The 25,691-nt window shown below is 68.4% G+C and carries 29 protein-coding genes; 14 read left to right on the plus strand and 15 right to left on the minus strand.

What is annotated here, in order from left to right; genetic code table 11:
• The first annotated feature begins 175 nt into the window (after positions 1–175).
• Positions 176–658 carry an SRPBCC family protein gene (locus OR37_RS03980; protein WP_004616099.1) on the plus strand — a complete coding sequence of 161 codons (483 nt, stop codon included), beginning with the start codon at positions 176–178 and terminating at the stop codon, positions 656–658.
• Positions 659–742: 84 nt separating this feature from the next.
• Positions 743–2,116 carry an MFS transporter gene (locus OR37_RS03985; protein WP_081612874.1) on the plus strand — a complete coding sequence of 458 codons (1,374 nt, stop codon included), beginning with the start codon at positions 743–745 and terminating at the stop codon, positions 2,114–2,116.
• Here OR37_RS03985 and OR37_RS03990 read toward each other — a convergent pair.
• The 5 genes from OR37_RS03990 to OR37_RS04010 all read right to left on the minus strand — a co-directional run bounded on the left by OR37_RS03990 (position 2,113) and on the right by OR37_RS04010 (position 5,940).
• Positions 2,113–2,469: a HepT-like ribonuclease domain-containing protein gene (locus OR37_RS03990; RefSeq protein ID WP_004616103.1), complete on the minus strand. Its 357-nt coding sequence runs from the start codon at positions 2,467–2,469 to the stop codon at positions 2,113–2,115. The two genes, OR37_RS03985 and OR37_RS03990, sit on opposite strands and share 4 nt — an antisense overlap.
• Positions 2,462–2,752 (minus strand): nucleotidyltransferase family protein, encoded by a 291-nt coding sequence (locus OR37_RS03995; protein ID WP_004616106.1) that lies wholly within the window; start codon positions 2,750–2,752, stop codon positions 2,462–2,464. The genes OR37_RS03990 and OR37_RS03995 overlap by 8 nt, the downstream gene beginning before the upstream one ends.
• 40 nt (positions 2,753–2,792) lie before the next feature.
• On the minus strand, positions 2,793–3,242 hold the full coding sequence (locus OR37_RS04000; RefSeq protein ID WP_035016938.1) for a hypothetical protein: 450 nt from the start codon (positions 3,240–3,242) through the stop codon (positions 2,793–2,795).
• An 88-nt stretch (positions 3,243–3,330) separates the two neighbouring features.
• Positions 3,331–5,319, minus strand: a complete 1,989-nt coding sequence (locus tag OR37_RS04005) for a protein meaA (protein ID WP_004616110.1) — start codon at positions 5,317–5,319, stop codon at positions 3,331–3,333.
• 174 nt (positions 5,320–5,493) lie between these two features.
• On the minus strand, positions 5,494–5,940 hold the full coding sequence (locus OR37_RS04010; protein WP_004616113.1) for a hypothetical protein: 447 nt from the start codon (positions 5,938–5,940) through the stop codon (positions 5,494–5,496).
• 96 nt (positions 5,941–6,036) lie between these two features.
• Here OR37_RS04010 and OR37_RS04015 point away from each other — a divergent pair, with 96 nt between their 5' ends.
• Positions 6,037–6,507, plus strand: a complete 471-nt coding sequence (locus tag OR37_RS04015) for a MarR family winged helix-turn-helix transcriptional regulator (protein ID WP_004616115.1) — start codon at positions 6,037–6,039, stop codon at positions 6,505–6,507.
• Here the strand turns inward: OR37_RS04015 and OR37_RS04020 are convergent.
• Positions 6,494–7,225, minus strand: coding sequence for an enoyl-CoA hydratase/isomerase family protein (locus tag OR37_RS04020; RefSeq protein ID WP_004616117.1), 732 nt, complete (start codon positions 7,223–7,225; stop codon positions 6,494–6,496). The two genes, OR37_RS04015 and OR37_RS04020, sit on opposite strands and share 14 nt — an antisense overlap.
• A gap of 237 nt (positions 7,226–7,462) precedes the next feature.
• Between OR37_RS04020 and ccrA the strand changes: the two genes are divergently transcribed.
• Together ccrA and OR37_RS20615 are read left to right on the plus strand one after the other, a co-directional pair.
• Positions 7,463–8,731: a crotonyl-CoA carboxylase/reductase gene (gene ccrA, locus OR37_RS04025; RefSeq protein WP_035016939.1), complete on the plus strand. Its 1,269-nt coding sequence runs from the start codon at positions 7,463–7,465 to the stop codon at positions 8,729–8,731.
• Positions 8,732–8,843: 112 nt separating this feature from the next.
• Positions 8,844–9,632, plus strand: a complete 789-nt coding sequence (locus tag OR37_RS20615; RefSeq protein WP_004616121.1) for a hypothetical protein — start codon at positions 8,844–8,846, stop codon at positions 9,630–9,632.
• 89 nt (positions 9,633–9,721) lie between these two features.
• Here OR37_RS20615 and OR37_RS04035 read toward each other — a convergent pair whose 3' ends face one another.
• Positions 9,722–10,033 carry a hypothetical protein gene (locus tag OR37_RS04035; RefSeq protein ID WP_004616124.1) on the minus strand — a complete coding sequence of 104 codons (312 nt, stop codon included), beginning with the start codon at positions 10,031–10,033 and terminating at the stop codon, positions 9,722–9,724.
• Positions 10,034–10,188: 155 nt separating this feature from the next.
• Complete coding sequence (locus tag OR37_RS04040; protein WP_035016964.1) at positions 10,189–10,485, minus strand: hypothetical protein; 297 nt, start codon at positions 10,483–10,485, stop codon at positions 10,189–10,191.
• Between the two features lie 342 nt (positions 10,486–10,827).
• Here OR37_RS04040 and OR37_RS04045 point away from each other — a divergent pair, with 342 nt between their 5' ends.
• Positions 10,828–12,306, plus strand: coding sequence for a M20 family peptidase (locus OR37_RS04045; protein ID WP_004616126.1), 1,479 nt, complete (start codon positions 10,828–10,830; stop codon positions 12,304–12,306).
• Between the two features lie 621 nt (positions 12,307–12,927).
• A complete protein-coding gene (locus OR37_RS04050) occupies positions 12,928–14,016 on the plus strand; it encodes an aromatic ring-hydroxylating oxygenase subunit alpha (protein WP_004616128.1) in 1,089 nt (362 codons plus the stop codon).
• A gap of 98 nt (positions 14,017–14,114) precedes the next feature.
• On the opposite strand, the gene OR37_RS04055 is transcribed toward OR37_RS04050, so the two are convergent.
• The gene (locus OR37_RS04055) at positions 14,115–14,678 is read right to left on the minus strand and encodes an SH3 domain-containing protein (protein WP_004616130.1); all 564 of its coding nucleotides are present in this window, start codon (positions 14,676–14,678) and stop codon (positions 14,115–14,117) included.
• A gap of 287 nt (positions 14,679–14,965) precedes the next feature.
• On the opposite strand from OR37_RS04055, the gene OR37_RS04060 reads away from it, so the two are divergent.
• Positions 14,966–16,021, plus strand: a complete 1,056-nt coding sequence (locus tag OR37_RS04060) for an alpha/beta hydrolase (RefSeq protein WP_004616133.1) — start codon at positions 14,966–14,968, stop codon at positions 16,019–16,021.
• Between the two features lies 1 nt (position 16,022).
• Here the strand turns inward: OR37_RS04060 and OR37_RS04065 are convergent, their stop codons facing one another.
• The gene (locus OR37_RS04065; RefSeq protein WP_004616136.1) at positions 16,023–16,649 is read right to left on the minus strand and encodes a glutathione S-transferase family protein; all 627 of its coding nucleotides are present in this window, start codon (positions 16,647–16,649) and stop codon (positions 16,023–16,025) included.
• A 122-nt stretch (positions 16,650–16,771) separates the two neighbouring features.
• Here OR37_RS04065 and OR37_RS04070 point away from each other — a divergent pair, with 122 nt between their 5' ends.
• A complete protein-coding gene (locus tag OR37_RS04070; protein ID WP_004616138.1) occupies positions 16,772–18,466 on the plus strand; it encodes an acyl-CoA dehydrogenase family protein in 1,695 nt (564 codons plus the stop codon).
• Positions 18,467–18,469: 3 nt separating this feature from the next.
• On the opposite strand, the gene OR37_RS04075 is transcribed toward OR37_RS04070, so the two are convergent.
• Positions 18,470–18,982: a hypothetical protein gene (locus OR37_RS04075; RefSeq protein WP_004616140.1), complete on the minus strand. Its 513-nt coding sequence runs from the start codon at positions 18,980–18,982 to the stop codon at positions 18,470–18,472.
• Positions 18,983–19,113: 131 nt separating this feature from the next.
• On the opposite strand from OR37_RS04075, the gene OR37_RS04080 reads away from it, so the two are divergent.
• A complete protein-coding gene (locus OR37_RS04080; RefSeq protein ID WP_004616142.1) occupies positions 19,114–20,721 on the plus strand; it encodes a serine hydrolase in 1,608 nt (535 codons plus the stop codon).
• A 22-nt stretch (positions 20,722–20,743) separates the two neighbouring features.
• Here OR37_RS04080 and OR37_RS04085 read toward each other — a convergent pair whose 3' ends face one another.
• The 3 genes from OR37_RS04085 to OR37_RS04095 all read right to left on the minus strand — a co-directional run bounded on the left by OR37_RS04085 (position 20,744) and on the right by OR37_RS04095 (position 22,306).
• Positions 20,744–21,352, minus strand: a complete 609-nt coding sequence (locus tag OR37_RS04085; protein ID WP_004616144.1) for a TetR/AcrR family transcriptional regulator — start codon at positions 21,350–21,352, stop codon at positions 20,744–20,746.
• A gap of 79 nt (positions 21,353–21,431) precedes the next feature.
• On the minus strand, positions 21,432–22,079 hold the full coding sequence (locus OR37_RS04090) for a TetR/AcrR family transcriptional regulator (RefSeq protein ID WP_004616145.1): 648 nt from the start codon (positions 22,077–22,079) through the stop codon (positions 21,432–21,434).
• Positions 22,076–22,306 (minus strand): hypothetical protein, encoded by a 231-nt coding sequence (locus tag OR37_RS04095; protein WP_004616148.1) that lies wholly within the window; start codon positions 22,304–22,306, stop codon positions 22,076–22,078. The genes OR37_RS04090 and OR37_RS04095 overlap by 4 nt, the downstream gene beginning before the upstream one ends.
• A gap of 343 nt (positions 22,307–22,649) precedes the next feature.
• On the opposite strand from OR37_RS04095, the gene OR37_RS04100 reads away from it, so the two are divergent.
• Positions 22,650–22,856, plus strand: a complete 207-nt coding sequence (locus OR37_RS04100; protein WP_004616150.1) for a twin transmembrane helix small protein — start codon at positions 22,650–22,652, stop codon at positions 22,854–22,856.
• A gap of 34 nt (positions 22,857–22,890) precedes the next feature.
• A complete protein-coding gene (locus OR37_RS04105; RefSeq protein WP_004616153.1) occupies positions 22,891–23,469 on the plus strand; it encodes a cob(I)yrinic acid a,c-diamide adenosyltransferase in 579 nt (192 codons plus the stop codon).
• 1 nt (position 23,470) lies between these two features.
• Here the strand turns inward: OR37_RS04105 and OR37_RS04110 are convergent, their stop codons facing one another.
• A complete protein-coding gene (locus tag OR37_RS04110; RefSeq protein ID WP_004616155.1) occupies positions 23,471–23,734 on the minus strand; it encodes a hypothetical protein in 264 nt (87 codons plus the stop codon).
• A 204-nt stretch (positions 23,735–23,938) separates the two neighbouring features.
• Here OR37_RS04110 and OR37_RS04115 point away from each other — a divergent pair, with 204 nt between their 5' ends.
• Positions 23,939–24,685 (plus strand): electron transfer flavoprotein subunit beta/FixA family protein, encoded by a 747-nt coding sequence (locus OR37_RS04115; protein WP_004616157.1) that lies wholly within the window; start codon positions 23,939–23,941, stop codon positions 24,683–24,685.
• Positions 24,685–25,626, plus strand: coding sequence for an electron transfer flavoprotein subunit alpha/FixB family protein (locus OR37_RS04120; RefSeq protein ID WP_004616160.1), 942 nt, complete (start codon positions 24,685–24,687; stop codon positions 25,624–25,626). The genes OR37_RS04115 and OR37_RS04120 overlap by 1 nt, the downstream gene beginning before the upstream one ends.
• Positions 25,627–25,691: the final 65 nt, after the last annotated feature.

Consider the following 25,691-nt stretch of genomic DNA (forward strand, 5'->3'; position numbering starts at 1 on the left):
CCTAAAACGCTTGTTTGAATTTCCGGCACACTGGGGCGCGGCGGACCTCGGGTCAAGCGCGTCGACAACTGGCCCGGGGATGGAAGACCTCGAAAAAGTTCGCGGCGGCTGTCGGAATGAGTTTTCCCGAGGCGTCCTAGAGGCGAAAGTTCACGCCAACCTGGAAGGCCCCCCGATGCCCCATACCGCCGAAGCCGCCCTCGAGGATCGCGATCTCGTCCTAGAGCGCGTCATCGATGTCCCCGCCGAAAAGCTCTACAAGTGCTGGACCACGCCGGAGCTGATGCCCCAGTGGTTCTGCCCCAAGCCCTGGACCGTCTCGGACGTGCGGATGGACGTGCGCACCGGCGGGAACACCTACCTCGTCATGAACGGCCCGAACGGCGAGCGCGTCCCGCAGCCGGGCGTCTATCTGGAAGTGATCCCGAACAGGAAGATCGTGTTCACCGACGCCTTCACCGAGACCTGGAAGCCCTCGGCCAAGCCCTTCATGGTCGCCATCGTCACCTTCGAGGACCTCCCCGGCGGCAAGACCCTCTATCGCGCCGTCGCGCGCCACTGGACCGCCGAGGACAAGACCGCCCACGAACAGATGGGCTTCCACGAAGGCTGGGGTATCGTCGCCGACCAACTAGCGGCGCTGGCGGCGACGCTTTAGGCCTCCCGACACGTCGCGGGATGACGGGAGGGTTCGGCCAGCCCGCTCTTGGCTACACCCCCAAAAACCGTCATGTCGGCGGGCATGAGTTCTCCCAACGCCTCCGTTCGCCTGATCGACCGCGCGCTGGCGCCGCGCTTCGCCCTGCTGTGCCTGGGCATCTGGCTGAACGCCGCCGACACCCTGGTGACGGCGACGATCATGCCCAGCGTGGCGCGGGACATCGGCGGCTATCAGTATTTCGGCTGGTCGGTGGCGGCTTATCTGACCGGCTCGATCGTCGCCGGCGCCTGTTCGGGCAAGCTGTCCCTGGCGCTGGGGCTGCGACGGGCCACGGCGTTCAGCGGCCTCGTCTACGCGATCGGCTGCGCCATGAGCGCCCTGGCGCCGGCGTTCGTCACCTTCATCCTGGGCAGGCTGGTGCAGGGTCTGGGGGCCGGGGCGGTCGTGGCCCTGTGCTACGTCGCCATCAGCGCCCTCTTCCCCGAGCGCCTGTGGCCGCGCGTCTATGGCGCGGTGGCCACCGTGTGGGGCGCGGCGACCCTGCTAGGCCCGACCCTGGGCGGCCTGTTCGCCGCCGCCGGCTTCTGGCGCGGCGCGTTCTGGCTGTTCGTGGCGCAGGCGGCGATCTTCGTCGGCGCGGTGATGGCGATGCTGCCGGCCGACAAGGGCGACGCCGCGCGCGGCCGCGTCCCCGTCCCGCAGCTGGCCCTGCTGGTGCTGGCCGTCAGCCTGATCGGCGCGGCCGGCGTCGTGGCCTCCCCCCATCTGGCGATCGGACTGGCGGTCGGCGGCGCGCTGGGCATGGCCGCCATGCTGGCCGTCAACGCCCGCACCCCGCACCGGCTGTTGCCCCGCTCGGCGGCCGACCTGTCGAGCGCCACGGGCCTGGGCCTCTTGACGATCTTCGCGACCGAGACGGCGGCGATCGGCTTCACCGTCTACGGCCCCGCCTTCATCCAGACCCAGCACCACGCCTCGCCGCTGCTGGCCGGCTATGTGGTCGGGGCGATCGCCGCCGGCTGGACCACCTGCGCCCTGCTGGTCGGCAAGGTCCCGGCCGAGCGCGACGGCCGCTTCGTGCGCCTGGGCGCGCTGGTCATCCTGGCCGGCGCCCTGGCCAGCGCCTGGGCGACGCCGCGCGGGACGCTGATCGAGACCGCCCTGGCCTTCGCCGGACTGGGCGCGGGCTTTGGCCTGTGCCACGCCTTCATCGCCCGCCGCGCGATCGCCGGCGCCCCGGCCGACGAGCAGGCCATGGCCTCGGGCGCGGTCCCGACCTCCCAGCTGATCGGCGGCGCCACGGGCGCGGCCGGCGCGGGGGCGATGGCGAACCTGCTGGGCTTCAGCCACGGGATCGATCCGGCGCTGGCCCAGAGCCACGGCCCGCTGCTGTTCGCCGCCTTCACGCCCCTGGCCGTGGCCGGCGTGCTGGCGGCGTGGCGGTTGGGGCGTTAGGGGTTTTGGATCTCCGCCAGCATCGGCGCAATCACGGCTTCCAAGGCGTCAAGCCGCGTCGTCGCGATATCCCAGACGATCCTGGCGTCTAACTCGGGATAACCGTGGGCGACGAGGTTACGCACCGCGACGATGCTCTTCCAGGGCAGGCCGCCAAGCTGATCCTTCAGGCGATCCGGCAGTCGTCCGATGGACTCGCCGATCACCAGAACGTTCATCGACACCGCGTCGAACAGCATCATCTCGGCCTCGAACCGAGCGAAATCCGCGCCCGCGACATAGGAGCGGATGCGCTCGATCGCTTGCAGAATATCGTCGAGGCGAAGCTCGGCGTCCCGTTCGCTCTTACGCATAGGCGACCTCTCGCAGCACTCGGTCTCGCACGAGCCGGTGCAAGCCGTCGGGCGTCACGAGGTCAATCTCGCTCGCCAGCACGCCTGACAGATCGTCCTGCAATCGGAAGAAGTCCAAGCCTGGATGTTTTTCCGGCGCGAACTCCACTAGCACGTCCACGTCGCTGTCCGGCCCCGCCTCGCCCCGCGCCGTCGAGCCGAACACGCCGACCCGCGCGACGCCGTAGCGGTCGAGCAGCGGCTTGGCCGCGCGCAGTTTGGTGAGGGCCTCGTCGAGGGTCATGGGGCGATCATATCACAAAGCGCGGACATCAGCTCCGCCGTCAGGCCCGGGCCGGCGCCCAACCCCATGGCTCCGGATCGCCGCTTGCCTCCTCCGTCTTCGGAGGACGCGGAGCCGACGCGCGCCCGCGCGGCGCGATCCGCCGCGTCAGCCAGGACGCCGCGCGCCCGATCGCTCGCCCAACCATAAGGAACGTGTCGCGGAGGCGCGTTGTCGCGGCGATGGCCAGGCCGACCGCGAGCGCGTCCGTGACCAGCGAAAGCTCGAACGTACCGAACCAGACCCCGATCTCCGGCGCCATCATGCCGAAAACCCGCACGCCTTCGGCGTCGAACAACCGGAACAGGATCAGGCCAACGAGGGCCAGGCCGAGCAGCATGACCATGTGAGCGGGCTTGATCGCGTTGAGCCGCCGCGCCGGCGCCTCCACGAGGTATCGACGCAGAAGGCGACCGATCGGCGACGTCGGAAAGACCGTCAGGGCCAGCACACAGGCCAATACAAACGTCAGCATTCCCACCGCCCCGTCATTCCAGCGACGCTTTAGGTGGGGGCCGGGGTCCGCCTTCTCAAGCGGCTCACGCCTCCGCCACCGCCGTCGCCTCGACCAGCTTCACCACATCCCCCATGATCTCCGTGATCCTGAAGTCCTTGGGCGTGTAGATCCGCGCCACGCCCATCTGTTTCAAGACGAGGGCGTCGGCCTCGGGGATGATGCCGCCGGCGACGACGGGGATGTGGCCCAGGCCCTGCGCGCGCATCACCCGGATGACCTCCTGCACGAGATCCAGGTGCGAGCCCGACAGGATCGACAGGCCGACCACATGGGCGCGGCTCTCCTTGGCGCGGCGGACGATCTCCTCGGGCGTCGAGCGGATGCCGTCATAGACGACCTCCATGCCGCAGGCGCGGGCGCGAGTGGCGATCTGCTCGGCGCCGTTGGAGTGGCCGTCGAGGCCCGGCTTGCCGACCAGATAGGTCAGGGTGCGGCCCAGCAGCGCCGAGACCCGCTCGACCTCGGCCTTGACCGCCTCGACGTCCTCGGCCTCGCCGGTCGAGACCACGACCGCGACGCCGGTGGGGCCGCGATATTCGCCGAACACCTCGCGCAGGGCGCCGGCCCACTCGCCCGTGGTGACGCCGGCCTTGGCGGCGGAAATCGAGGATTCCATGATATTTGCGCCAGAGGCGGCGGCGGCTTTCAGGGCGGCTAGAGCCGCCTCGACGGCGACCGGGTCGCGGGCCTCGCGCCAGGCCTTGATGCGGGCGACGACGTCGGCTTCCAACCGAGGATCGACCGTCTCGATCGCCCCCTCTCCAGCCGACAGAGGCGACACCTCGGTCTCGGTCCAGCGGTTGACGCCGACCACGGCGAGATCGCCGGTCTCGACGGCCCGCACCCGCTTGGCGTTGGAGGCGACCAGTTCGCCCTTCATGTAGTCGATGGCGCTGGCCGCCCCGCCCATTTCGTCGATCAGCGAGAGCTGCTCCAGCGCCCCCTTCGACAGCTCGGCGACCTTGGCCTCGACCACGTGGGAGCCGGCGAACAGGTCCTCGTATTCCAAGAGGTCGGTCTCGTAGGCCAGCACCTGCTGCAGCCGCAGCGACCACTGCTGGTCCCACGGGCGCGGCAGGCCCAGGGCCTCGTTCCAGGCCGGCAGCTGCAAGGCCCGGCAGCGGGCGTCCTTACTGAGCGTGACGGCCAGGGCCTCGATCAGAATGCGGTAGACATTGTTCTCGGGCTGCTGCTCGGTCAGGCCCAGGCTGTTGACCTGCACGCCGTAGCGGAAGCGCCGGGCCTTGGCGTCCTGGACGCCGTAGCGCTCCAGGAGGATCTGGTCCCAGAGCTTGGTGAAGCTGCGCATCTTGCACAGCTCGGTGACGAACCGCACGCCGGCGTTGACGAAGAAGCTGATTCGCGAGGCGACGATCTCGAAGTCCTGGTCGGGGACCTGGCCGCCGGCCTTGACGGTGTCGAGCACGCTGATCGCCGTGGCCAGGGCGAAGGCCAGCTCCTGCTCCGGCGTCGCCCCCGCCTCCTGCAGGTGATAGCTGCAGACGTTCATCGGGTTCCACTTGGGAACCTCGCGATAGCACCAGGCGATCATGTCGCCGATCAGCCGCAACGACGGACCCGGCGGGAAGATGTAGGTGCCGCGCGACAGATACTCCTTGATCAGATCATTCTGCGTCGTGCCCTGGAGTTTCTTGCGGTCGGCGCCCTGCTCGTCGGCCAGGGCGACGTACATCGCCAAGAGCCAGGCGGCCGGGGCGTTGATGGTCATCGAGGTGTTCATCTTCTCCAGCGGGATGTCGCTGAAGAGGGCGCGCATGTCGCCCAGATGCGAGACCGGCACCCCGACCTTGCCGACCTCGCCGCGCGCCAGGATGTGGTCGGGGTCGTAGCCGGTCTGGGTGGGCAGGTCGAAGGCCACCGACAGGCCCGTCTGGCCCTTGGCCAGGTTGGCGCGATAGAGCGCGTTCGACTTCTCGGCCGTCGAGTGCCCGGCATAGGTGCGGAAGATCCACGGCGGATCGGGCGCGTGCTGGTACGGCGTCGAGGTCATGGCGGGCTCCCGGGCGGCTTATTGCTTTTGCTTACCGCCGATCATGAGCCGGGATTTGCTGCGACGCAATATGGCGTTCGCGGATGCGAATTTGAGCGGCGAAGAGCTTGGACCACGGAGGCCCTCGCGTCGCCTCCCGCGGCCCGCGTCGCGATGGCGGCGCCCGCCTCGGAGTCACGCACCTCGCGTCCTTAGGCGCCCGCTCATGCGCAGCCCGTCTCGCAGATTCAGCGCCAGCAGGAACAGATTGACCGGACCGGCGACCAATTCCACCGCCTGGACGGCGTAGAAGCCGGCATCCAGAACGCCCGCCCTGGCCCGGAACGCCAGGAACAGGGCCGACGGGATCAGAACCAGAAGTCCGTTGGCGGCGATCAGGGCCATGCGCTTTCGCTTCACGGCGATCAGACCCACCCGCCGCTCGCCCGCCAGGGCCGCGCCAGAGCGGCCCGTCAGAACCATGGTCGGCGTAAGCAGCAGAATCCCCCAAGCCACGCCCGTCTTGACCAGAGCGATATCGGCGGGGGCGCCGAACACCTCGACCGATACGCTGGAGAGCCAGAACGTGGCGATGATGACCATGGCCATCATGCCCGCGATGGGGTGAATGATCTTCTTCATGACGAGTCGCCCTTCAACGCCCCGCCTCGACCGCGCGAGCGTTGAAATAGTGATTACCATTTGACACCATGGTGTCAATATAGCTTGAGCGATCTGATGACTAAGCCCCCGCCCAGCGACGAGGACCTGACCGCCTTCATCCTGACTCTGTTCCGGGTGAACAATCTGATCCTGACCTGGGGGGATCGCCTGGTCGCGCCGCTGGGCCTGACCAGCGCGCGCTGGCAGGTGCTGGGCGCGGTCGCCTATGCGGATCAACCCCGCCCCGTCTCGTGGCTGGCGCGCGATCTCGGCGCCAACCGCCAGAACGTGCAGCGCATCGTCAACGAGCTCGAAAAGGACGGCATCGTCGCGTTCAAGCTCAATCCGCACCACAAGCGCGCTCAGCTGGTCGTTCTCAGCGACAAGGGTCGGACGGTTTTCGAGGCCGCTCTGGCCCTCTATCGCCCCCGCGTTCAGGCCCTGGCCCGGCACATCGCGCCGGAGGATCTGGCGGCCGCGCGGCGCGTGCTGGACGCCCTCCGCGCCGGGCTGAGCCCGGATGACGACGCGCTCACCGCCCCGTAAACACCGCCCCGCGCTTCCCCATGAACGCGGCCCGCGCCTCGGCGTGATCGGCCGAGGCCGCCAGGGCGGGGATCTCGGCCTGCGTCGTCGACACGCCCGACGCCACCCGCTTGGTCGCCGCCGTCGCCAGGGGGCCGCGCGAGGCGATGACGCGGGCCATGGCCAGGGCCGCGTCCAGCAGCCCCGCCGCCGGATGGACCTCGGCGACGATCCCGTCGGCCAGGGCCCGCGCCGCGTCGAAGGGGGCGCCGGTCAGCAGATGAACCTTGGCGCGGCTCTCGCCGATCAGCCGCGTCAGCCGTTCGGCCGAGGCCGTCAGTCCCATCCGCACCGCCGAGCAGGCGAAGCTGGCGCGGTCGCTGGCCAGGCGGATGTCGCAGGCCAGGGCCAGCTCCAGCCCGCCGCCGATGCACCAGCCGTCCACCGCCGCGATCACCGGGACGCGGGTCGAGGCGACGCGGTCGCACATCGCCAGGAAGTGCAGGATCGCCGCCGTCTGGGCCGGAACGTCGCGGGTCAGCGACTCCGCCAGGTCGTCGCCGGTGCAGAAGGCGCCGTGGCGTCCGGTCAGCACGACGGCCCGGACGGCGGGATCGGCCTCGACCGCCGCGAAGGCGTCCAGCAGGCGCGCGCGCTCGGCCAGGGCCAGCACATTGGCCGGCGCGACGTCCAGTTCGACGACGGCGATCGCGGGCTCGGGATGGGAGAGATGGATCATGGCGCGCAACGTGGCCCGCCCCGCCCGGCCCCGCAACCTTCCCCGCCGTCCGCGCCTCGCCCCGCGTCATGTTGCGTCGCACAAAGATTCCGCTTGCCAGGCTTGGACACTTGTCACAGCCTCGCGTCCGAGACCCAGAACAAATGGGCATGTCGAGCCGAGTTTGGCGCTCACGCGTTGTTGCAGCGCGGGACGAGCCGCCAGGGAACGGGGAGTGAGATGACGACCGCGACGCCAATGGCGACCGAAGACGCGCCTGTCCTGAAGGACCTCTACGAGATCGGCGAGATCCCGCCGCCCTTCCACGTGCCCAAGACGATGTACGCCTGGAGCATCCGCAAGGACCGGCACGGCAAGCCCTCGACCGCCATGCAGGTCGAGGTCGTGCCGGTCTGGGAGATCGGCGAGGACGAGGTGCTCGTCCTGGTGATGGCCGCCGGCGTCAACTACAACGGCGTCTGGGCCGCGCTGGGCGAGCCGATCAGCCCGCTGGACGGCCACAAGCAGCCCTACCACATCGCCGGCTCCGACGCCTCGGGCATCGTCTGGAAGGTGGGCTCGAAGGTGAAGCGGTGGAAGCCGGGCGACGAGGTCGTCATCCACTGCAATCAGGACGACGGCGACGACGAGGAATGCAACGGCGGCGACCCGATGTTCTCGTCCAGCCAGCGCATCTGGGGCTATGAGACGCCGGACGGCAGCTTCGCCCAGTTCTGCCGGGTGCAATCCCGACAATTGCTGCCGCGCCCCAAGCACCTGACCTGGGAGGAGTCGGCCTGCTACACCCTGACGCTCGCCACCGCCTACCGGATGCTGTTCGGCCACAAGCCGCATGAGCTGAAGCCCGGCCAGAACGTGCTGGTCTGGGGCGCGTCGGGGGGCCTGGGCGTCTTCGCCGTGCAGCTGGCCGCCGTGGCCGGCGCCAACGCCATCGGCGTGGTGTCCAGCGAGGACAAGCGCGAGTTCGTGCTGTCGATGGGCGCCAAGGACGTCCTGAACCGCAACGACTTCAACTGCTGGGGCCAGCTGCCCAAGGTCAACGGGCCCGAGTTCGGCGACTACATGAAGGAGACGCGCAAGTTCGGTAAGGCCATCTGGCAGATCACCGGCAATCGTGACGTCGACCTGGTGTTCGAACACCCCGGCGAGGCGACGTTCCCGGTCTCGGTGTTCCTGGTCAAGCGCGGCGGCATGGTCGCCATCTGCGCCGGCACCTCGGGCTTCAACCTGACCATGGACGCCCGCTTCCTGTGGATGCGCCAGAAGCGCGTCCAAGGCAGCCACTTCGCCAACCTGATGCAGGCCAGCGCCGCCAACCAGCTGGTCATCGACCGCCGCGTCGACCCGTGTCTGTCGGAAGTGTTCCCCTGGAAGGACATCCCCGCCGCCCACGAGAAGATGCTGGCCAACCAGCACCTGCCCGGCAACATGGGCGTGCTGGTCTGCGCCCAGCGTCCTGGGCTGAGGACGTTCGAGGAAGTGCAGGAGCTGAGCGGGGGGCTCTGACAGCCCGCCCGGCGCTGTCGAATTCGGCTTTTCGAACGCCGCGCGCTGGACTTTTATAGGGCCGCGACCGGGCTTCGAGCGCGGCCCTGTATCCGCCGGGGGGCGATCCGACATGACCATCCAGAGCCGCGCGCTGGGCCGCGCGCCCGCGCCCTTCGCGCCGCGCCATGCCGCCGACGCCTGGTTCTTCCCGGCCATGACCGCCCTGGTCTGGCTGGGCGTGATCGCCGGCTTTGGCGGCGAGATGTGGCGACTGTCCAAGGCCGGACAGCTCTCCTACCCCCTGATCGTCCACGTCCACGCGGCGGTCTTCACCGGCTGGCTCGTACTGTTCACCGCCCAGGTGGCGCTGGTCCGGCGAGGCCAGGTCGCGCTGCATCGCCGGCTGGGCATGATCGGCATGGGCGTGGCGGCCGTGATGACGGCGCTGGGGCCGCTCACGGCTTTCTACATGCAGGCGCACGCCCTGGGCACGCCCAAGAGCGACCCGCCGTTTCTGGCCGTTCCGCTGAGCGACATCCTCAGCTTCGCCGGCCTGATTCTGGCCGGCTACCGCTTCCGAAGCGACCCCGCCGCCCACAAGCGCCTGATGCTGCTGGCCACGATCGCCGTGGCCGACGCCGGCTTTGGCCGATGGACCCTGGCCCTGTTCGGCGACTGGGTGATGCGGACCCTCGGCGCGGGCTTCGTCGGCTCCCTGGCCGTCGGCAACAGCCTGAGCATCCCCGCCCTGCTGGCGGTCCCGATCCACGACCTCGTCACGCGGGGCCGCGTCCGTCCGGTGGTGGCGATCGCCACGGCCTGGGCGGTCGGCTGGCAGGTGCTGGCCACCGCGCTTTACCTTCAACCGGGCTGGGTGGCGCTCACCAAGCACTTCGTGACCTGGCTGGCCACGCTGTAGACGCCCCACCCACGCGCACCGCTCCCAAAACGAAGAACCCCCGCCGGCGAGGCCGACGGGGGTGCTTGGTAGGCGCTAAGCGCTTAAGCTTACGCGCCGCCCGGGAAGCGGAAGGGAACCTTCACCGCGCCGCTCTTGGCGCCCATGGGCAGCTTCTCGGCGATGCACATGGCGGCCTTGTCGAAGCCCTTGCCGGCGGCGCTGTTGTCGACGACCTTGCAGCCCGACAGCTTGCCGTCGGCGGCGTTGCATTCCAGCATCACCTGCGCGGCGTCATGCGTATTGGCGAACTGCTGGAGGCAGCGGCCCATCTGGTCTTCGAAACCGCCGGCGGCCGAAGCGGCCTGAGCGACGAAGAAGCTGCCGGCGAGACCCGCGGCGATCGCGATCGAGAATTTCATTAGCCCCAACACCCTTCTGGTGAACAAAACTGATGGGACTGTTCTCGCAGGAAGGTCCTAAGGAACGCCCAAGCTTCGCGGTTAATCATTTCCGAAAATGATTAACGCCGGCAGGGTTTGGTTAAGGTGTGGCGCTCCCGAGCCTGGCCATCGCCCTAAAGCCGCCCCCGCCCGCTCTTGCGCCGGTCCAGCCCCCGGGGCTCCGGCTCCGACGCCGCCTCGACGAGCGCCGCGAAGCTTCCGCCCGCCGGCGCCGCCTTCTTCAGGCCGGTCATCGCCGCGACCTTGCGCGCGACCGCCGCCAGTTCGCCGCAGAGGCGCACCTTGTCGCGGGCCTTGCGGATCACGGCGGGATCGTCGCTGGCCTCGATCGCGGCCCACAGCGCGTCGATCTTGGCCATCAGCTTGGCCTGGGTGCGGGCGGACCAGTCTTGGACGGCGGATTGGGTCATGCGCATCAGCATGGGGCCAAGTCGGAGGGCGGGGACAAGAAACCTGCGTTTTTCTTCAAGGCGCTGATTTTGCTAAGGTCGGCGCCAGAGAGCACGGGGATTGCGCGCCATTTCCCCTCTCCCCTTGCGGGAGAGGGTGGCCTGCGAAGCAGGTCGGGCGAGGGGTCGCGCGGGTCTCTCCGACAGGTCCTTCAACCCCTCATCCGACCCTTCGGGCCACCTTCTCCCGCAAGGGGAGAAGGAAACCACCCTGTGGATAACTTTCGCGCTCAATAACGAGATTGCCGCGTATCGAAATTCGACGCACAGTCCTCCAAACAGGCGAAAGTCCGGGAGGTTTCGATGGGTGTCGGGGGCAAGGTCGCGCTGACCGCCGTGGGTCTGGTGGTGGCCGCGACGGCCGCGGTGACGGTGCGGACGGTGACGTTCAAGGCGCCGGCCCAGGTCGATGTCGGGGCGGTCAAGCTGGCCTCGGCCCGACCGATCGACGTCAACAAGGCCGCCGAGCATTTGGCGCAGGCCGTGCGCTTCCAGACCGTCAGCCACCAGGACCGCGCCGAGGACCAGCCGGCCGAGTGGGACAAGCTGCACGCCTGGCTGCAAACCACCTATCCCAACGCCCACAAGGCGATGACCCGCGAGATCGTCGCCGAGCAGTCCTTGATCTACACCTGGCCGGGCTCGAACCCGGCGCTGGCGCCGATCATCCTGATGGCCCACCAGGACGTGGTGCCGGTGACGCCGGGCACGGAAAGCCAGTGGACCCATCCGCCGTTCGACGGCGTCATCGCCGACGGCGCGGTCTGGGGCCGGGGCTCGATCGACGACAAGGGCTCGCTGGTCACGCTGTTCGAGGCGCTGGACGCGGTCGCCGCCAGCGGCTTCAAGCCGACCCGGACGATCATCGTGGTCAGCGGCCAGGACGAGGAGGTGCGCGGCGTCGGGGCCCGCGCCGCCGCGGCCCTGCTGAAGTCGCGCGGGATCAAGGCCCAGTTCACCCTCGACGAGGGCATGGTGGTGGTCGAGGACCATCCGGTGACCGGCAAGCCCACCGCGATCATCGGCACGGCCGAGAAGGGCTATGCGACGATGAAGATCGTAGCGCCGGCGGCGGGCGGCCACTCGTCGGCCCCGCCGGCCGACGGCGGCGGCGTCGTCACCCTGTCGCGCGCGGTCGCGGCGGTCAACGACCATCCGTTCCCGATGAAGTTCCAGGGCCCCGGCGCCGACATGCTGAAGGCCATCGCCCCGCACGCCAGCCCGGTGGTCAAGGTGTTCGCCGCCAACACCTGGCTGTTCTCGCCGCTGCTGGTGAAGGTCACCGCCAAGACCCCGGCCGGGGCCTCGATGCTGCACACCACCATCGCCCCGACCATGCTGAAGGGCTCACCGAAGGAGAACGTGCTGCCCCAGGACGCCACCGCCTGGATCAACTATCGCATCGCGCCGGGCGACAGCTCGGCCAAGGTGATGGCCCAGGCCCAGGGCGCGGTCGGCAAGCTGCCGGTCAAGCTGTCGTGGACCAAGACCCCGGACGAGCCCTCGGCGGTGTCCTCGACCAGCTCCGACGCCTGGAAGACCCTGGCCGCCCTGGCCGGCGACGAGAGCAAGGCCCCGGTCGTGCCGGGCCTGGTCACCGCCGGCACCGACAGCCGCTACCTGGCCCCGGTCTCGACCGACGTCTACCGCTTCCAGCCGCTGTTCCTGAAGGTCGACGAGACCAAGATCATCCACGGCACCAACGAGCACATCAGCCTGGAGAATGTCGGCCGCATGGTGCGGTTCTACCAGCGGCTCGTGGAGACGGCGGGGTCGCGGTAGGGGTTTGAAAGCCCCTATTCCCTTTCCATCATCGTTCCGCGCCTGAAGACCGGGATGGAACGGGCAACGCCGCGCCTGGACGCCGGAAGCGCACATCCGCACGAGCTGCTCGGGGTGGAAGACGGACGCTCGGTGCGGCCTATTTGCGGCCATTGAATGTGCTACACTTCCACCATGAACGTACTGAAAGCAGCTCTAAGATTTGCCCTCCGCCGTCCGGCGGCTATTTTTGCTGCCTCCTTACTTGTGTTTGGGATCACGTCGTGGGCCTACGCCGCGCCGAGTTTCGATCGATGGGCCTTGGAGTTCAAACTTCTGGGACGAACCTCACTTGTCGCGATGGCGCTTTCGCTGTCGGTTTTCTGGGGCAAGGTGTGGTTGGTGTATCTCCCGAAGCGAGCACGCGGCGAAATCTAGAAGCCCTCAGGTCCGCCAAGGGTCGCGCGCCATTCTCAGCACGGTGGCAGAATCCAGACATTTAAATCGTCGCCGCGAACAATTTTGGTGCGTCGATCATAGCCATCCGCGCGGCGGGAAAGACGGTGGTGATTGGCCTGGCCCTTGGCCCGAACCGCCGACCGGACTAGACGTGGGTCCAGCCAACCCAAGGACCACGCTCCCATGCCCGCCGACGACACCGCCGCCCGCGCCGCCCGGTTCGGCGAGGGGTTCCTGTTCGACGCCTGGTACTATGTGGCCCTCTCCCGCGCGGTGAAGACCGGCAAGCTTAAGCGCTACGAGATCCTGGGCGAGCCGGTTCTGATCAGCCGGGGCCAGGACGGCCAGGTGTTCGCGATCCGCGACGTCTGCCCGCACCGCGCCGCGCCGCTGTCGGGCGGCAAGCTGACCCGCGAGGCGGACGGCAAGCCCAGCGTCGAATGCCCCTATCACGGCTGGCGGTTCGGGTCGGACGGGGTCTGCGCGGCCATCCCCTCGATGACCAGCGACCAGAGCCTGGAGGTCTCGCGCATCCGCGTGCGGCGCTACCCCGTGGCCGAGAGCCAGGGCATGGTCTTCGTCTGGATCAGCAAGGATCCGCGCTTCGATGGCGAGCCGCCGGCGCCGCCTCCGACCTTCCCCGGCGTGGTCGGCGGCGGGCCCAAGATCGTCGACTCGATGGTCTTCGAGACCCACATGGACCACGCCGTCGTCGGCCTAATGGACCCGACCCACGCCCCCTATGTGCACGAGGCCTGGTGGGCGCGGTCGTCCAAGCGCCAGTCGGAAAAGACCAAGGTCTTCGCCCCCTCGCCCGAGGGCTTCGTCATGCGTCGGCATGGGCGCAGCAAGGCCAACCGCCTGTACGACATCCTGGGCGGCGCGCCGGAGATCGAGATCACCTTCCGCCTGCCCGGCTATCGCTGGGAGCACATCCAGGTGGGCAAGCATCAGGTGCTGGCCCTGACCTGCCTGACGCCGCTGAGCCCCACCGCGACGCGGATCAGCCAGCTGATCTGGTCGGACCATCCGGTGATGATGTTCCGCGCCCTGATCGCCCCCTTCGCCCGCGAGTTCCTGCGCCAGGACGGGCGCATGGTGAACCTACAGAACGAGGGCCTGAAATACGACCCGGCCCTGATCTGGATCGACGACGCCGACACCCAGGCCAAGTGGTACCAGCAGCTGAAGCGCGAATGGACCGCCAGCCGCGCCGAGGGCCGGCCGTTCGTCAATCCGGTCAAGGAAACCACGCTGAAGTGGCGCAGCTGATACGAAAAGCCCGCCCGGTCGGGGACCGGACGGGCTCTCTCTCGTGAGCGCGATCTAGAGGGACGGAGCGACCGCGCCCCCGAAACTAGAGACCGCGTTTACGCGCGGTAGACGTAGGCGCTGGAGACGTAGCCGACGCCGACGCCGTCCTGGCCGACCAGGATCCACTTGCCGTCGCCGGTGCGGCCCAGGGCCTGGAAGGTCTCGCCCGAGGCGACCGCGCCGACCTTGGCGCCACGGGGCGAGGCGGCGGCGCGCAGGTTCAGGGTCGAGCGGGCGACGTACTTGCCCTTGGTCTCGACCAGCGGGGCGGCGCGGACGTTGGTGGCGTAGCGGACGCCGCCCTCCTTGTAGACGCCGCCAACCGCCTTGGCCGCGTCATCCCTCTGCATGCCGCAGCCGATGGCCGAACCGGCGCCCGCGCCGACCACCGCGCCGATGGCCGTGCCCGCGCCGCGATCGCCCTTGCCGGCGATCTGGTTGCCGGCGACGGCGCCCAGCAGGCCGCCCAGCACCGCGCCGACCTCCTGCTTGGAGCCCGAGGCCTTGCAGCCGAGCACGCCGGCGTTGGCTTGCGGGGCGGCGGCCAGGCTCAGGGCCGTGGCGGCGGCGCCCAGGGTCAGGGCGATGGTCTTGGTGGTCTTGGTCATTTGGTCGAACATGAGAGAACTCCTCGTCCCTTCGTGATGTCTGCGGGGTCAGCAACCCCGTGAGACGCACCATGGCAGGGCCAAGCTGAACCGCCCCGCCAACCGCGCCGACAGATTCCGTTCATGTTCGAAAAAAGTGGATCGGGGCGGGAAAAGCCCAGGTCGAGACCGCGACGTATCCTCGTCACGTCGTCACGCGTCATGAAAATATCTCGGGTCTCCCAAGACTTAATATCCTTTGGGCCTCTTTCCGTTCGGCCGTACTCCAAGTCACCGGCGTCTGGATGGGGAGGAGCGTCATGCGGTCGCGTTGGATCATCGTCGCCGGAGCGTTCGTCGCGCTGGGAATCGCCGGCCTGGCTTTCCGGACCGGCACGGACGCCAAGCCTCTACCCCCGGCGTCCGAGGCCTATCCGACCGTCGCGGACGGCGTGACCGTCGGCGAGACGACGGGGCCCTGGCGCGCGCCGGGGGGCCTGAAACAGATTCCGATCTGGCCACACGGCGCGCCAGACATGGCCGACCAGCCCCGCAAGCCCGAACGGGTGTCGGTCTCCGCCACGCCCGACGCCCTGTCCAGCAAGGTGTCGGAGGGCGTCTACGACGTCACCGAACCGACCATGACCGTCTATCCGCCTCGGGGCCGCAACACCGGCGCGGCCATGATCGTCTTCCCGGGCGGGGGCTTTCGGGTGGTGGTGATCACCTCCGAGGGGACCGAGATCTGCAACTGGATCACGGCCCAGGGCATCACCTGCATCCTGTCGAAATACCGCGTGCCGGGTAGCAACGACTACTGGAACCCGGCGTGCCGGTGTCAGATCACCCCCAAGATCCCCCGCGCGCTGCAGGACGCCCAGAGAACCATCCGGCTCGTCAGGGCGCGGGCGCGGGAGCTGGGCGTTCAGCCGAACAAGATCGGCGTGATCGGCTTCTCGGCCGGCGGCTATCTGGTCGCGCAGACCAGCAACATCCTCGCCCCCGCCTACGCCCCCGCGGACGACATCGACAAGATCAGCAGCCGCCCCGACTTCGCCATCGCCCTCTATCCGGGGCACCTTTGCCGCAAGGGCGACGCCTGGGACCCGACCATCCGCGTGACGAAGAACACGCCGCCGACCTTCCTGCTGCAGGCCTGGGACGATCCGGTCGACCCGATCTGCAACAGCACGCTCTACGCGCGGGCGCTGGACGCCGCCGACGTCCCGACCGAAGTGCATCTGTTCGCGAAGGGCGGACACGCCTTCACGATGCGGAACAGGGCGCATCCGGTGGCGATGTGGCCCTCGCTGGTGGAGCGCTGGCTCGCGGAGATCGGGGTCGTCGGCGCCCCTCCGAGCGCCAGCAGCCCTTAACCTAGGCGCCCAGGGCGTAGGGGCCGCTCTTGTCCAGCGCCGTCTTCCAGGCCGGACGGGCGTGCATCCGCTCGATCCAGGCGGCCATGTGGGGGTAGTCGGCCAGCTTGCCCATGGCCTTGGCGACCTCGGGCACGAAGCTCATCTGGATGTCGGCGCCGGTCAGGCCGTCGCCGACGAAGAACTGGCGGCCGGCCAGGCTCTGATCGACGAAGGCCAGGTGGTTGGCGATCTCGCTCTGGATGCGCGGATGCAGCGGCGCGCCGGCCTCGCCCAGGCGGCCGACATACATGTTGAGCATCAGCGGCAGCATGGCCGAGCCCTCGGCGTAGTGCAGCCACTGCTGATAGCGGTCATAATCCGCGCTGGCCGGATCGGGCGCCAGGCGGCCGCCGCCGTGACGGCGGATCACGTAGTCGATGATCGCGCCGGACTCGATCACCGTCAGATCGCCATCCTGGATCACCGGCGACTTGCCCAGCGGGTGGACGTCGGTCAGCGACGGCGGGGCCAGGCGGGTCTTGGCGTCGCGGGTGTGGAAGACGATCTCGTAGGGCAGCGACAGCTCCTCGAGCAGCCACAGGATGCGCTGCGAGCGCGACTCGTTGAGATGGTGGACCTTCAGCATCTGTCTCCCCGTTTTCCCATAGGATGTTGCACCGCCGCATTGCTCGCAGATGCGAAATGGGCCACGGTGAAAGAAAACAATTGTTTGGCGTAAAACACCTGTTCGGCCAAGGGGAGCAAGCCATGACCACGACGATCGCGCGCGACGACGCCGAAAACCTCGTCCTTCCGGGCCTGACCGGCCTGCTGCGGGAAGCCGCCGACGCGACGGCGCTGTTCGTGGCCGAGGCCAAGCCCGCCGTGCTCGCCCATATCGCGCCCGAAGGCGGCAAGGTCGACCGCAAGCTGGCCGACGTCCACCAGCACCGGGTGCACGGCTATGGCTGGTACGCGGCCTATGCCGAGCTCCTGAACCAGGTCGCCGGCTGGGCCGAGCGGCTGGAGGCCGAGGGGCGCTTTGGCGAGATCGAGGCCCTGCTGGCCCAGCTCCTCTTCTCGGAATACTGCGCCCAACTGGTCGGCGGCGTGCCGATGAACCAGGGCGAGATCATCCGCCCGGCGCATCTGGTCGAGGACCCCGCGATCCTGGCTCGCCTGTCCTCGAGCGCCGCCGCGACCCTGATCGCCGAGGGCGGCACCCAGGCCGTGAAGAGCCGCGTCGCCCAGCGCCTGGCCGAGGCGCGCGGCCGCCCGACGCTGGAGCACACCGGCCTCGACGAGACCTTCGAAATGATCCGCGACCAGTTCCACGCCTTCGCCGAGGAGAAGGTCACGCCCTTCGCCCACGAATGGCACCTGAAGGACGAGCTGATCCCGATCGAACTGGTCGAGGAGCTGGGCGCCTTGGGCGTGTTCGGCCTGACCATCCCCGAGGAATATGGCGGCAGCGGCATGGGCAAGACCGCCATGTGCGTGGTCTCCGAGGAGCTGTCGCGGGCCTGGATCGGCGTCGGGTCCCTCGCCACCCGCTCGGAAATCGCCGGCGAGCTGATCCTGACCGGCGGCACGGAGGAGCAGAAGCAATACTGGCTGCCCAAGATCGCCAGCGCCGAGATCCTGCCGACCGCCGTCTTCACCGAGCCGAACACGGGCTCCGACCTCGGCGCCCTGCGCACCCGCGCCGAGCTGAAGGGCGACCACTATGTCGTGACCGGGAACAAGACCTGGATCACCCACGCCGCCCGCGCCGACGTGATGACCCTGCTGGTCCGCACCGACCCGGCCACCACCGACTATCGCGGCCTTTCGATGCTGCTGGCTCCCAAGCCGCGCGGGACCGACGAGGCTCCCTTCCCCGCCGAGGGCATGAGCGGCGGCGAGATCGGGGTGATCGGCTATCGCGGCATGAAGGAGTACGAGCTGGGCTTCGACGGCTTTACCGTGCCGGCCGAGAACCTGCTGGGCGGCGCGCCCGGCCAGGGCTTCAAGCAGCTGATGGCCACCTTCGAGAGCGCCCGCATCCAGACCGCCGCCCGCGCCGTGGGCGTGGCCCAGGCGGCGCTGGAGGTGGGTCTGGGCTACGCCCTCGACCGCAAGCAGTTTGGCCAGGCGATCTTCGCGTTCCCGCGCGTCGCCAACAAGCTGGCCATGATGGCGGCCGAGATCATGGGCGTGCGCCAGCTGACCTATTTCGCCGCCCGCCAGAAGGACGAGGGCAAGCGCTGCGACCTCGAGGCCGGCATGGCCAAGCTGATCGCCGCCCGCGTCGCCTGGGCCGCCGCCGACAACGCCCTGCAGATCCACGGCGGCAACGGCTTCGCCATGGAATACGCCGCCAGCCGCCTGCTGGCCGACGCCCGGATCCTCAACATCTTCGAGGGCGCGGGCGAGATCCAGGCCCAGGTGATCGCCCGGCGGTTGCTGGATGGCGGTAACTAGCGCTCAACGGAAAGCCTTTGAGACGTCCGAATAGACCGTCCGTTCCTCGACCATTCCCGCCTCCGTGGCGGTTATCGCTCGCGTGAGCACGCGACGGTCGTCGAAGACGATGGCGGCTCTATAGCTTTCCGCGGCGTCGCCGCCCGCCAAGACCAGTCGGTAGCGACCGTGTCCCGCGGGTTCGAGGCGGGCGGTGTTGAGGTCGGCCAGGTCCGCGAAGACCGACCGAGGCACGGCCACCGCGCGCCCGCGCACGGACAAGTCTACCCCGTCGACCACGGCGCACGGGACCCGGCTATATGTACAGCTGTCGGTCCGGATGCGCGGTGGCTCGCTCGGCTTGATCGGGACCTCGTGTGTCAGGATGGCCACCGACACCGGCTGATTGAGCAGAAACTCTGTCAACTCGGTTCGCCCGCTCGCAGCAACGGGCCGCACGACGCCGCTCGCCATGGCCGAGCCTCCCCCGACGGATGCTAGCGCCGCCGCCAGCGCCGCCAGATGTTTGAGCTCCATCGCAAGACTCCCTTCGTGGCTACCTGTCTCACACTGAACCAGGGGCCAGAGCTTTGAACGACCATGTTGCACGCTTGTTGCCGGCCGGTGCGTCGGCATAGGTTCTTTCCTCAAGCTCAGAAGGACCGCCCATGCTGACCACGACCCGCCGCGCCGCCCTCGTCTCGACACTGGCCGCCACGGGCCTGGCGGCGTTCGGCGATAGGGCGCTGGCGCGGGAGACCGGGGCGGTCGGCGCCGCCGTCGACAAGTACGCGCAAGAGGTCATGGCCGCCTTCCCCGACGAGCCGGGTCTCGGGATCGCCGTGGTCGAGAACGGCCAGGTCACCCTGACCAAGGGCTATGGCGTCAAGCGGCTGGGAACCCAGGACCGGGTCGACGAGACCACCGCCTTCGGCATCGCCTCCAACACCAAGGCCATGACCGCCGCCCTGATCGCCATGCTGGTCGAGGAGGGCAAGCTGGAATGGGACGCGCCGGTCACCCGGTACATGCCGGCCTTCCAGATGAGCGATCCGGTGGTCACCAAGCTGATGACCGTCCGCGACCTGCTGGTCCACCGCAGCGGCCTGACCCTGGGGGCAGGCGACCTGATGATCTGGCCCGCGCCCACCCACACGCGCGCCGAGATCGTCGCGGGCCTGAAGTACCTGCCGATCGGCGGCCAGTTCCGGGGCGGCTACGCCTATGACAACGTCCTCTACGTCGCCGCCGGGGTGCTGATCGAGACGGTGACGGGCCAGTCCTGGGAAGAGGTCATCAAGGCCCGGATCTTCGAGCCGCTGGGCATGAAGGACACCGTCTCCAGCCCCGCCCTGGTCGACAGGACCCGCCGCGCCCAGCCCCATGCCCGCCTGGGTCCGCCCGTCCGGGGCCTGGGTCCGCAGACGGTTCTGCCGTTCGACGACAGCTTCGACGCGGCCGGGCCGGCCGGCGGGGTCAATTCCACGCCGCGCGACATCGCCAAGTGGATGCAGGTCCAGCTGGGCCTGGGCCTCTCGGCCGACGGCAAGCGCCTGTGGAGCGAGGCCTCGTCCAAGGAGCTGTGGAAGCCCCAGACGATCACCGCCTCGTCCGAGGGTCCGTCGCCCGACTCCCCCACGCGCCCGACGATCCAGGCCTACGCCCTGGGCTGGTTCGTCCAGGACCATCGCGGCGAGCGCATCCTGTGGCATACCGGCGGCCTGGCCGGCTTCATCTCTTATACGGGCCTGCTGCCGGGCCGGAAGTCGGGCATCATGGTCATGACCAACGCCGAGGAGAGCGCGGTGCTGCGCGCCCTGCGCTACGGCGGTCCCGACCGGCTGCAGGGGCGGAGCGACTTCGACTGGATCGGCTATTCCAAGCGGCTGCAGGCCGACGCCGACGCCCAGACGATCAAGGACGCCGCCAAGGCCGTCACGCCCAGCAGCGGCGCCAAGCCCAGCCTGCCGTTGGCCGCCTACGCCGGCGTCTATCGCGACCCCTGGTACGGCACCGTCACCGTCGCCGTCACCGGGAAGGGCAAGAAGCAGGGCCTGTCGGTCTCGTTCGACAAGACCCCGCTGCTGCGCGGCAAGCTGGAGCCGTTCGACGGCGAGATCTTCAAGACCGTCTTCGACGACCGCACCCAGGAAGACGCCTTCCTCACCTTCGAGCTGAAGGACGGCAAGGCGGTGTCGGCCCTGGTCAAGGCGGTCTCGCCCCTGGCCGATTTCAGTTACGACTATCAGGACCTGCGGTTGACCAGGATCAGCTGAGGCGGCGAGCGGGCGGCGATAGCTATCGCGGCCGCCAGCCGTCGGCGATCAGGGCGATCTGCCGGTCCATCACCGCCGACATCTCGCTGGCCGGGACCTGCCCGCCGGACGCGGCCGCCATGCGGTAGTTCCAGGCATAGGCGGCCTTCAGCGTGTCGACCAGCAGCTGGAGATCCAGGTCGGGCCGGACCTCGCCCTTGCGCACCCCCTCGTCCAGCACGTCGAGCAGCATCTGGTTCAGGCGCGGGTTTCGGCCATAGGGCGTCACGCCCGGATCGCCGTTGGGATTGTACGAGGCCGCGACGTGGGCCAGGAACAGCTTCACCCGCCGGGTCTCGAATTCGTAATGGATGGCGAAGATCGAGCTCAGCCGATCGGCCACACTGCCCCGCAGGTATGGAATCACCCGGTCGAACTCGGCATAGAGCTCGGCCAGGCGATGACTCATCACGTGGCTGAGCACCTCGGCCTTCGAGGCGAAGGTGGTGAAGACGCTGCCGACCGAGACACCCGCCCGCTCGGCGATGGCGCGGATGGTGGTCTCCTCGTAACCGACCTCGTTGAACAGGTCCCGCGCCGCCACGAGAACCTTCTCGCGCGTCGCCGCCTTCTGATCGTCCCTTACGCCCACGCCCGTCCCCCTCGAACACGCTAGCGTCGTTTTTAACGAAGACGCTCCGTTCCCCCGAACGGAGCGTCCAGTGATGTCGTCAGGCGCGAGCGCCCGCGAAAATAACCTTTAGTTGTTCCGAAAGCCGCGTCAGCAGAGCTTCCACCGACCAGCCGTCATAGATGGCTCGGCGATAGTTACCGACATACACATCCCAAGTGATTTCCGCCAAGAGCTTGGCGTCGATATCTTTCTTCAGCTGACCTTCCTCGACGCCGCGGCGCAGGGCTTCGCCGATCAGGCGGAAGATGTGCTTGAGGTCGGCGCGGGCGCGACGCTCGGCGGCCTCCGAACGGGTCCAGGAGACCGCGATGCTGGCGCGCAGCAGCGGCAGTTGCTCGACATGGAAGGCGTAGGCGACGGCGAACAGGCCCAGCAGGGCTTCATCGACGGTCTTGGCGTTGCGCGACGCCTGGGTCATCTGGGCGTGGATGACCTCGTAGTCGGCGGTCAGGATTTCCTCGAACAGCTCCGACTTGTCGGCGAAGCTGGCGAACACCGCGCCGGTCGACATGCCGGCGGCCTGGGCGATGTCCCGGATGGTGGCGCCTTCATAGCCGCGCTCGCTGAACAGGCGGCGGGCGGCGGCGAGCACGCGCTCGCGGGTGCGCTGCTTGGCCAGGGCGCGGCGGGTGAGCTTCACCGGCGAGTCGGTGGCGGACTCGATATTGACGGACACAAAGCTCATGCGGCGGCCTCCAGACGGGCGAGAGCGGCCTCGGCGCGCTTCTCGAACTCATTGCAGTACTCATCGACGACGTTCTGGAGAACGTCAGCGTAACGGCGGGCCAAATGACGGCCATCCTGCGCGGCGTCGCGCAGGTCGGTGATCAATTGACGGACTTCGGCCAGGGCTTCTTCGCGATCGGTCGCGGAGAGCCCAGCGGCGGTCAAGAGCGACGCGCTCTGAGCCATCGCGGTTATCTCCTACCCCCGCTGGGGTGAGTCAAAACGTCGAACAGATCCGCGGTGGGGGAGTTGATCGTGTTCAACGAACGCGCACTGGAAAATAGGGAGCGGGGGCCATAACGCTAGAGGGACGTCATTGCAACCGCGAAAACTTACCGAAAACACTGAATGGGGACGATAAGGCCTAGATATGAGAGCGCTCCCAAAGCGTCACTGCGACAAATGCGCTCACCGAACAGGTTCGACGAATTGATTCGGTCGATAACGTTTGCCCGCGCGGGGCCGCCGAACCGCTCTCGCGGCGCGACGCTCTATGGACGGCCGAGCTCCAGCCTCTATTCTGCGGGCCATGTCTCATCTCTTCGACATTCTGGTTCCCGCGGCGCTCGCGGCCGTCCTGATCGCCCTGGGGGCGGGTCTTTACGCCCTGTTTCGAGGGGGCGACTTCGGGCGCTCCTATTCCAACAAGCTGATGCGCCTGCGGGTCGTTCTACAGTTCATGGCCATCATCGTCCTGGTCGCCGCCGCCTTCTGGTGGCGTCGCGGCGGGGCCTGATTAGCGCGGTTCGACGAACGGGAGTCCGCGACCCATGGTCACGCTGAACCGCATCTACACGCGCACGGGCGACGACGGCTCGACGCGGCTGGCGACCGGAGCCCCGGTCAGCAAGGCTTCCACGCGCGTGGAAGCCTATGGCGGGGTCGACGAGACCAACGCCGCCGTGGGCCAGGCGCGGCAGCATACCGCGGGCGACGCGGTGCTGGATCCGATCCTGGAGCGCGTCCAGAACGACCTCTTCGACCTCGGCGCGGACCTGGCGACCCCGGAACAGCATGGCAAGCCGGAATGGGAGCCGCTGCGCATTCTCGACAGCCAGGTCGAGCGCCTGGAACGCGAGATCGACCTGCTGAACGCCGAGATGGCGCCCCTGAGCTCGTTCGTCCTGCCGGCCGGCTCGCCCGCCGCGGCCGCGCTGCACGTCGCCCGCACCGTCTGCCGCCGCGCCGAACGGACCTGCGTGGCCCTGGCGGGCCTGGAGGGCGAGATCGTCGGCCAGCCGGCGATCAAGTATCTGAACCGACTGTCGGACCTGCTGTTCGTGGCGGCCCGCTGGAGCAATGACCGGGGCCGCGCCGACGTCCTCTGGAACCCGGGCGCGACGCGTTAGGCTATTTCGCCGGAGCCGGAGGCGGCGCTTGCGGCTTCAGACGCGCCTCGCCGTTGATCGGCGGGACGTTGCCGGGTCGGCGGGTCAGCGTCTCGATCGAATAGACCGTCGCGCACTTCATCCACCGCCCGGCCCAGAGACGGCCGCTAGCCTCGCAACGCTGCTTCGGCCACACCCACAGGGCGTGGTAGGCTACGACGCCGCCGCTCGCGAGCAGGAAGATGGCGACGAAGATGTACTTCAGGCGCGTGAAGGTCTTGTTCATGGCCGCTCCCTACCGCCTTTCCGGCGGGAAGGGAATTGGCCGCCCCGGCGCCCGTGGCGCGGCTCTCACGAAATCGTACAGTCGTTTGAACGAACCACGATTTATTGCATTACGCTGACGTTAAAGGAAACTTGCAATGCGACGCCGAACCAGTAAGTCGGTGGCCTAGCAGGAGAAAACGCAGTCTGGAGGCGGTGGAAACCGATGAAGGTCCTAGTCCCGGTCAAACGGGTGATCGATTATAACGTCAAGGCCCGCGTGAAGGCGGACCAGACCGGTGTCGACCTCGCGAACGTCAAGATGTCGATGAACCCCTTCTGTGAGATCGCGGTCGAGGAAGCCGTGCGTCTCAAGGAAAAGGGCGTGGCGACCGAGGTCGTCATCGTCAGCATCGGCCCCGCGCAGGCCCAGGAAACGATCCGCACGGCGCTGGCCATGGGCGGCGACCGGGGGATCCTGATCACCTCGGACGTCGACGTCGAGCCGCTGGGCGTGGCCAAGCTGTTGGCCGCCGTGGTCGCCGAGGAAAATCCGAATCTCGTCGTCATGGGCAAGCAGGCGATCGACGGCGACAACAACGCCGTGGGCCAGATGCTGTCGGCGCTGCTGGGCTGGCCGCAGGCGACCTACGCCTCGGCCGTCGAGGTGTCGGGCTCGTCGGCCAAGGTCACGCGCGAAGTCGATGGCGGTCTGCAGACCCTGGACGTCGACCTGCCGGCGGTGATCACCGCCGACCTGCGCCTGAACGAGCCGCGCTATGCGTCTCTGCCCAACATCATGAAGGCCAAGAAGAAGGAGATCGTCACCAAGACGGTCGCCGACTACGGCGTCGATGTCACGCCGCGCCTGAAGGTCGTCAAGGTCGCCGAGCCGGCCAAGCGCTCGGCCGGCGTGAAGGTGGAAACCGCCGCCGACCTCGTCTCCAAGCTCAACACCGCGGGGGTGCTGTAATGGCTGTTCTCGTCGTCGCCGATAACGACAACGCGCACCTGCGCGACGCGACCCACAAGACCGTGACCGCCGCCCAGAAGATCTCGGGCGACATCGACATCCTGGTGCTGGGCAAGGGCGTCTCGGGCGTCGCCGCCGAGGCCGCCAAGATCGCCGGCGTCCGCAAGGTGCTGGTCGCCGAGTCCGACGCCCTGGGCCACGGCATCGCCGAAGCGCAGGCCGACGCCGTCCTGGCGCTGGCCGGCGGCTATGACGCGATCCTGGTTCCGGCCACCTCGGGCGGCAAGAACTTCGCCCCGCGCGTCGCCGCCAAGCTGGATGTGGCCCCGATCTCGGACATCATCGATGTCGTCTCGGCCGACACCTTCACGCGCCCGATCTACGCCGGCAACGCGCTGGAGACCGTCCAGTCGACCGACGCCAAGAAGGTGATCACCGTCCGTCCGACCGCCTTCGCGGCGGCGGCGGAAGGGGGCTCGGCCTCGGTCGAAACCGTCGGCGGCGCCGACGCGGCCAAGACCCGCTTCGTCAGCGAAGAGATGGTCAAGTCCGACCGTCCGGAACTGGCGGCGGCCAAGATCGTCGTCTCGGGCGGTCGCGCCATGGGTTCGGCCGAAGAGTTCCAGCGCGTCATCGAGCCGCTGGCCGACAAGCTGGGCGCCGCCGTCGGCGCCTCGCGCGCGGCCGTCGACGCCGGCTACGCCCCGAACGACTATCAGGTCGGTCAGACCGGCAAGGTCGTGGCGCCGCAGCTCTATGTCGCCATCGGCATCTCGGGCGCCATCCAACACCTGGCCGGCATGAAGGACTCCAAGGTGATCGTCGCGATCAACAAGGACGCCGACGCGCCGATCTTCCAGGTCGCCGACTACGGCCTGGTCGCCGACTACAAGACCGCCGTGCCGGAACTGATGGACGCCCTGACGGCCGCGGGCAAGTAACCGCCCCGCCATCCACCAAGATAGAAAGGCCCGGGGGCTCTACCTCCGGGCCTTTTTGTTGCGCG

It is taken from the genome of Caulobacter vibrioides OR37, from assembly GCF_000372645.1.
Classification (GTDB): Bacteria; Pseudomonadota; Alphaproteobacteria; order Caulobacterales; family Caulobacteraceae; genus Caulobacter; species Caulobacter vibrioides_E.

Bases quoted from the DNA above. Each gene is read 5' to 3' on its own strand.
- OR37_RS03980 (WP_004616099.1), top strand. From the start codon at position 176: ATGCCCCATACCGCCGAAGCCGCCCTCGAGGATCGCGATCTCGTCCTA.
- OR37_RS04035 (WP_004616124.1), bottom strand. From the start codon at position 10,033: ATGAAATTCTCGATCGCGATCGCCGCGGGTCTCGCCGGCAGCTTCTTC.
- OR37_RS20615 (WP_004616121.1), top strand. From the start codon at position 8,844: ATGACCATCCAGAGCCGCGCGCTGGGCCGCGCGCCCGCGCCCTTCGCG.
- OR37_RS04005 (WP_004616110.1), bottom strand. From the start codon at position 5,319: ATGACCTCGACGCCGTACCAGCACGCGCCCGATCCGCCGTGGATCTTC.
- OR37_RS04050 (WP_004616128.1), top strand. From the start codon at position 12,928: ATGCCCGCCGACGACACCGCCGCCCGCGCCGCCCGGTTCGGCGAGGGG.
- OR37_RS04105 (WP_004616153.1), top strand. From the start codon at position 22,891: ATGGTCACGCTGAACCGCATCTACACGCGCACGGGCGACGACGGCTCG.
- OR37_RS04040 (WP_035016964.1), bottom strand. From the start codon at position 10,485: ATGACCCAATCCGCCGTCCAAGACTGGTCCGCCCGCACCCAGGCCAAG.
- OR37_RS04010 (WP_004616113.1), bottom strand. From the start codon at position 5,940: ATGAAGAAGATCATTCACCCCATCGCGGGCATGATGGCCATGGTCATC.
- OR37_RS04065 (WP_004616136.1), bottom strand. From the start codon at position 16,649: ATGCTGAAGGTCCACCATCTCAACGAGTCGCGCTCGCAGCGCATCCTG.
- OR37_RS04115 (WP_004616157.1), top strand. From the start codon at position 23,939: ATGAAGGTCCTAGTCCCGGTCAAACGGGTGATCGATTATAACGTCAAG.
- OR37_RS04080 (WP_004616142.1), top strand. From the start codon at position 19,114: ATGCTGACCACGACCCGCCGCGCCGCCCTCGTCTCGACACTGGCCGCC.
- OR37_RS04070 (WP_004616138.1), top strand. From the start codon at position 16,772: ATGACCACGACGATCGCGCGCGACGACGCCGAAAACCTCGTCCTTCCG.
- OR37_RS03985 (WP_081612874.1), top strand. From the start codon at position 743: ATGAGTTCTCCCAACGCCTCCGTTCGCCTGATCGACCGCGCGCTGGCG.
- ccrA (WP_035016939.1), top strand. From the start codon at position 7,463: ATGGCGACCGAAGACGCGCCTGTCCTGAAGGACCTCTACGAGATCGGC.
- OR37_RS04055 (WP_004616130.1), bottom strand. From the start codon at position 14,678: ATGTTCGACCAAATGACCAAGACCACCAAGACCATCGCCCTGACCCTG.
- OR37_RS03995 (WP_004616106.1), bottom strand. From the start codon at position 2,752: ATGACCCTCGACGAGGCCCTCACCAAACTGCGCGCGGCCAAGCCGCTG.
- OR37_RS04095 (WP_004616148.1), bottom strand. From the start codon at position 22,306: ATGGCTCAGAGCGCGTCGCTCTTGACCGCCGCTGGGCTCTCCGCGACC.
- OR37_RS04020 (WP_004616117.1), bottom strand. From the start codon at position 7,225: ATGATCCATCTCTCCCATCCCGAGCCCGCGATCGCCGTCGTCGAACTG.
- OR37_RS04045 (WP_004616126.1), top strand. From the start codon at position 10,828: ATGGGTGTCGGGGGCAAGGTCGCGCTGACCGCCGTGGGTCTGGTGGTG.
- OR37_RS03990 (WP_004616103.1), bottom strand. From the start codon at position 2,469: ATGCGTAAGAGCGAACGGGACGCCGAGCTTCGCCTCGACGATATTCTG.
- OR37_RS04120 (WP_004616160.1), top strand. From the start codon at position 24,685: ATGGCTGTTCTCGTCGTCGCCGATAACGACAACGCGCACCTGCGCGAC.
- OR37_RS04015 (WP_004616115.1), top strand. From the start codon at position 6,037: ATGACTAAGCCCCCGCCCAGCGACGAGGACCTGACCGCCTTCATCCTG.
- OR37_RS04075 (WP_004616140.1), bottom strand. From the start codon at position 18,982: ATGGAGCTCAAACATCTGGCGGCGCTGGCGGCGGCGCTAGCATCCGTC.
- OR37_RS04100 (WP_004616150.1), top strand. From the start codon at position 22,650: ATGTCTCATCTCTTCGACATTCTGGTTCCCGCGGCGCTCGCGGCCGTC.
- OR37_RS04110 (WP_004616155.1), bottom strand. From the start codon at position 23,734: ATGAACAAGACCTTCACGCGCCTGAAGTACATCTTCGTCGCCATCTTC.
- OR37_RS04060 (WP_004616133.1), top strand. From the start codon at position 14,966: ATGCGGTCGCGTTGGATCATCGTCGCCGGAGCGTTCGTCGCGCTGGGA.
- OR37_RS04090 (WP_004616145.1), bottom strand. From the start codon at position 22,079: ATGAGCTTTGTGTCCGTCAATATCGAGTCCGCCACCGACTCGCCGGTG.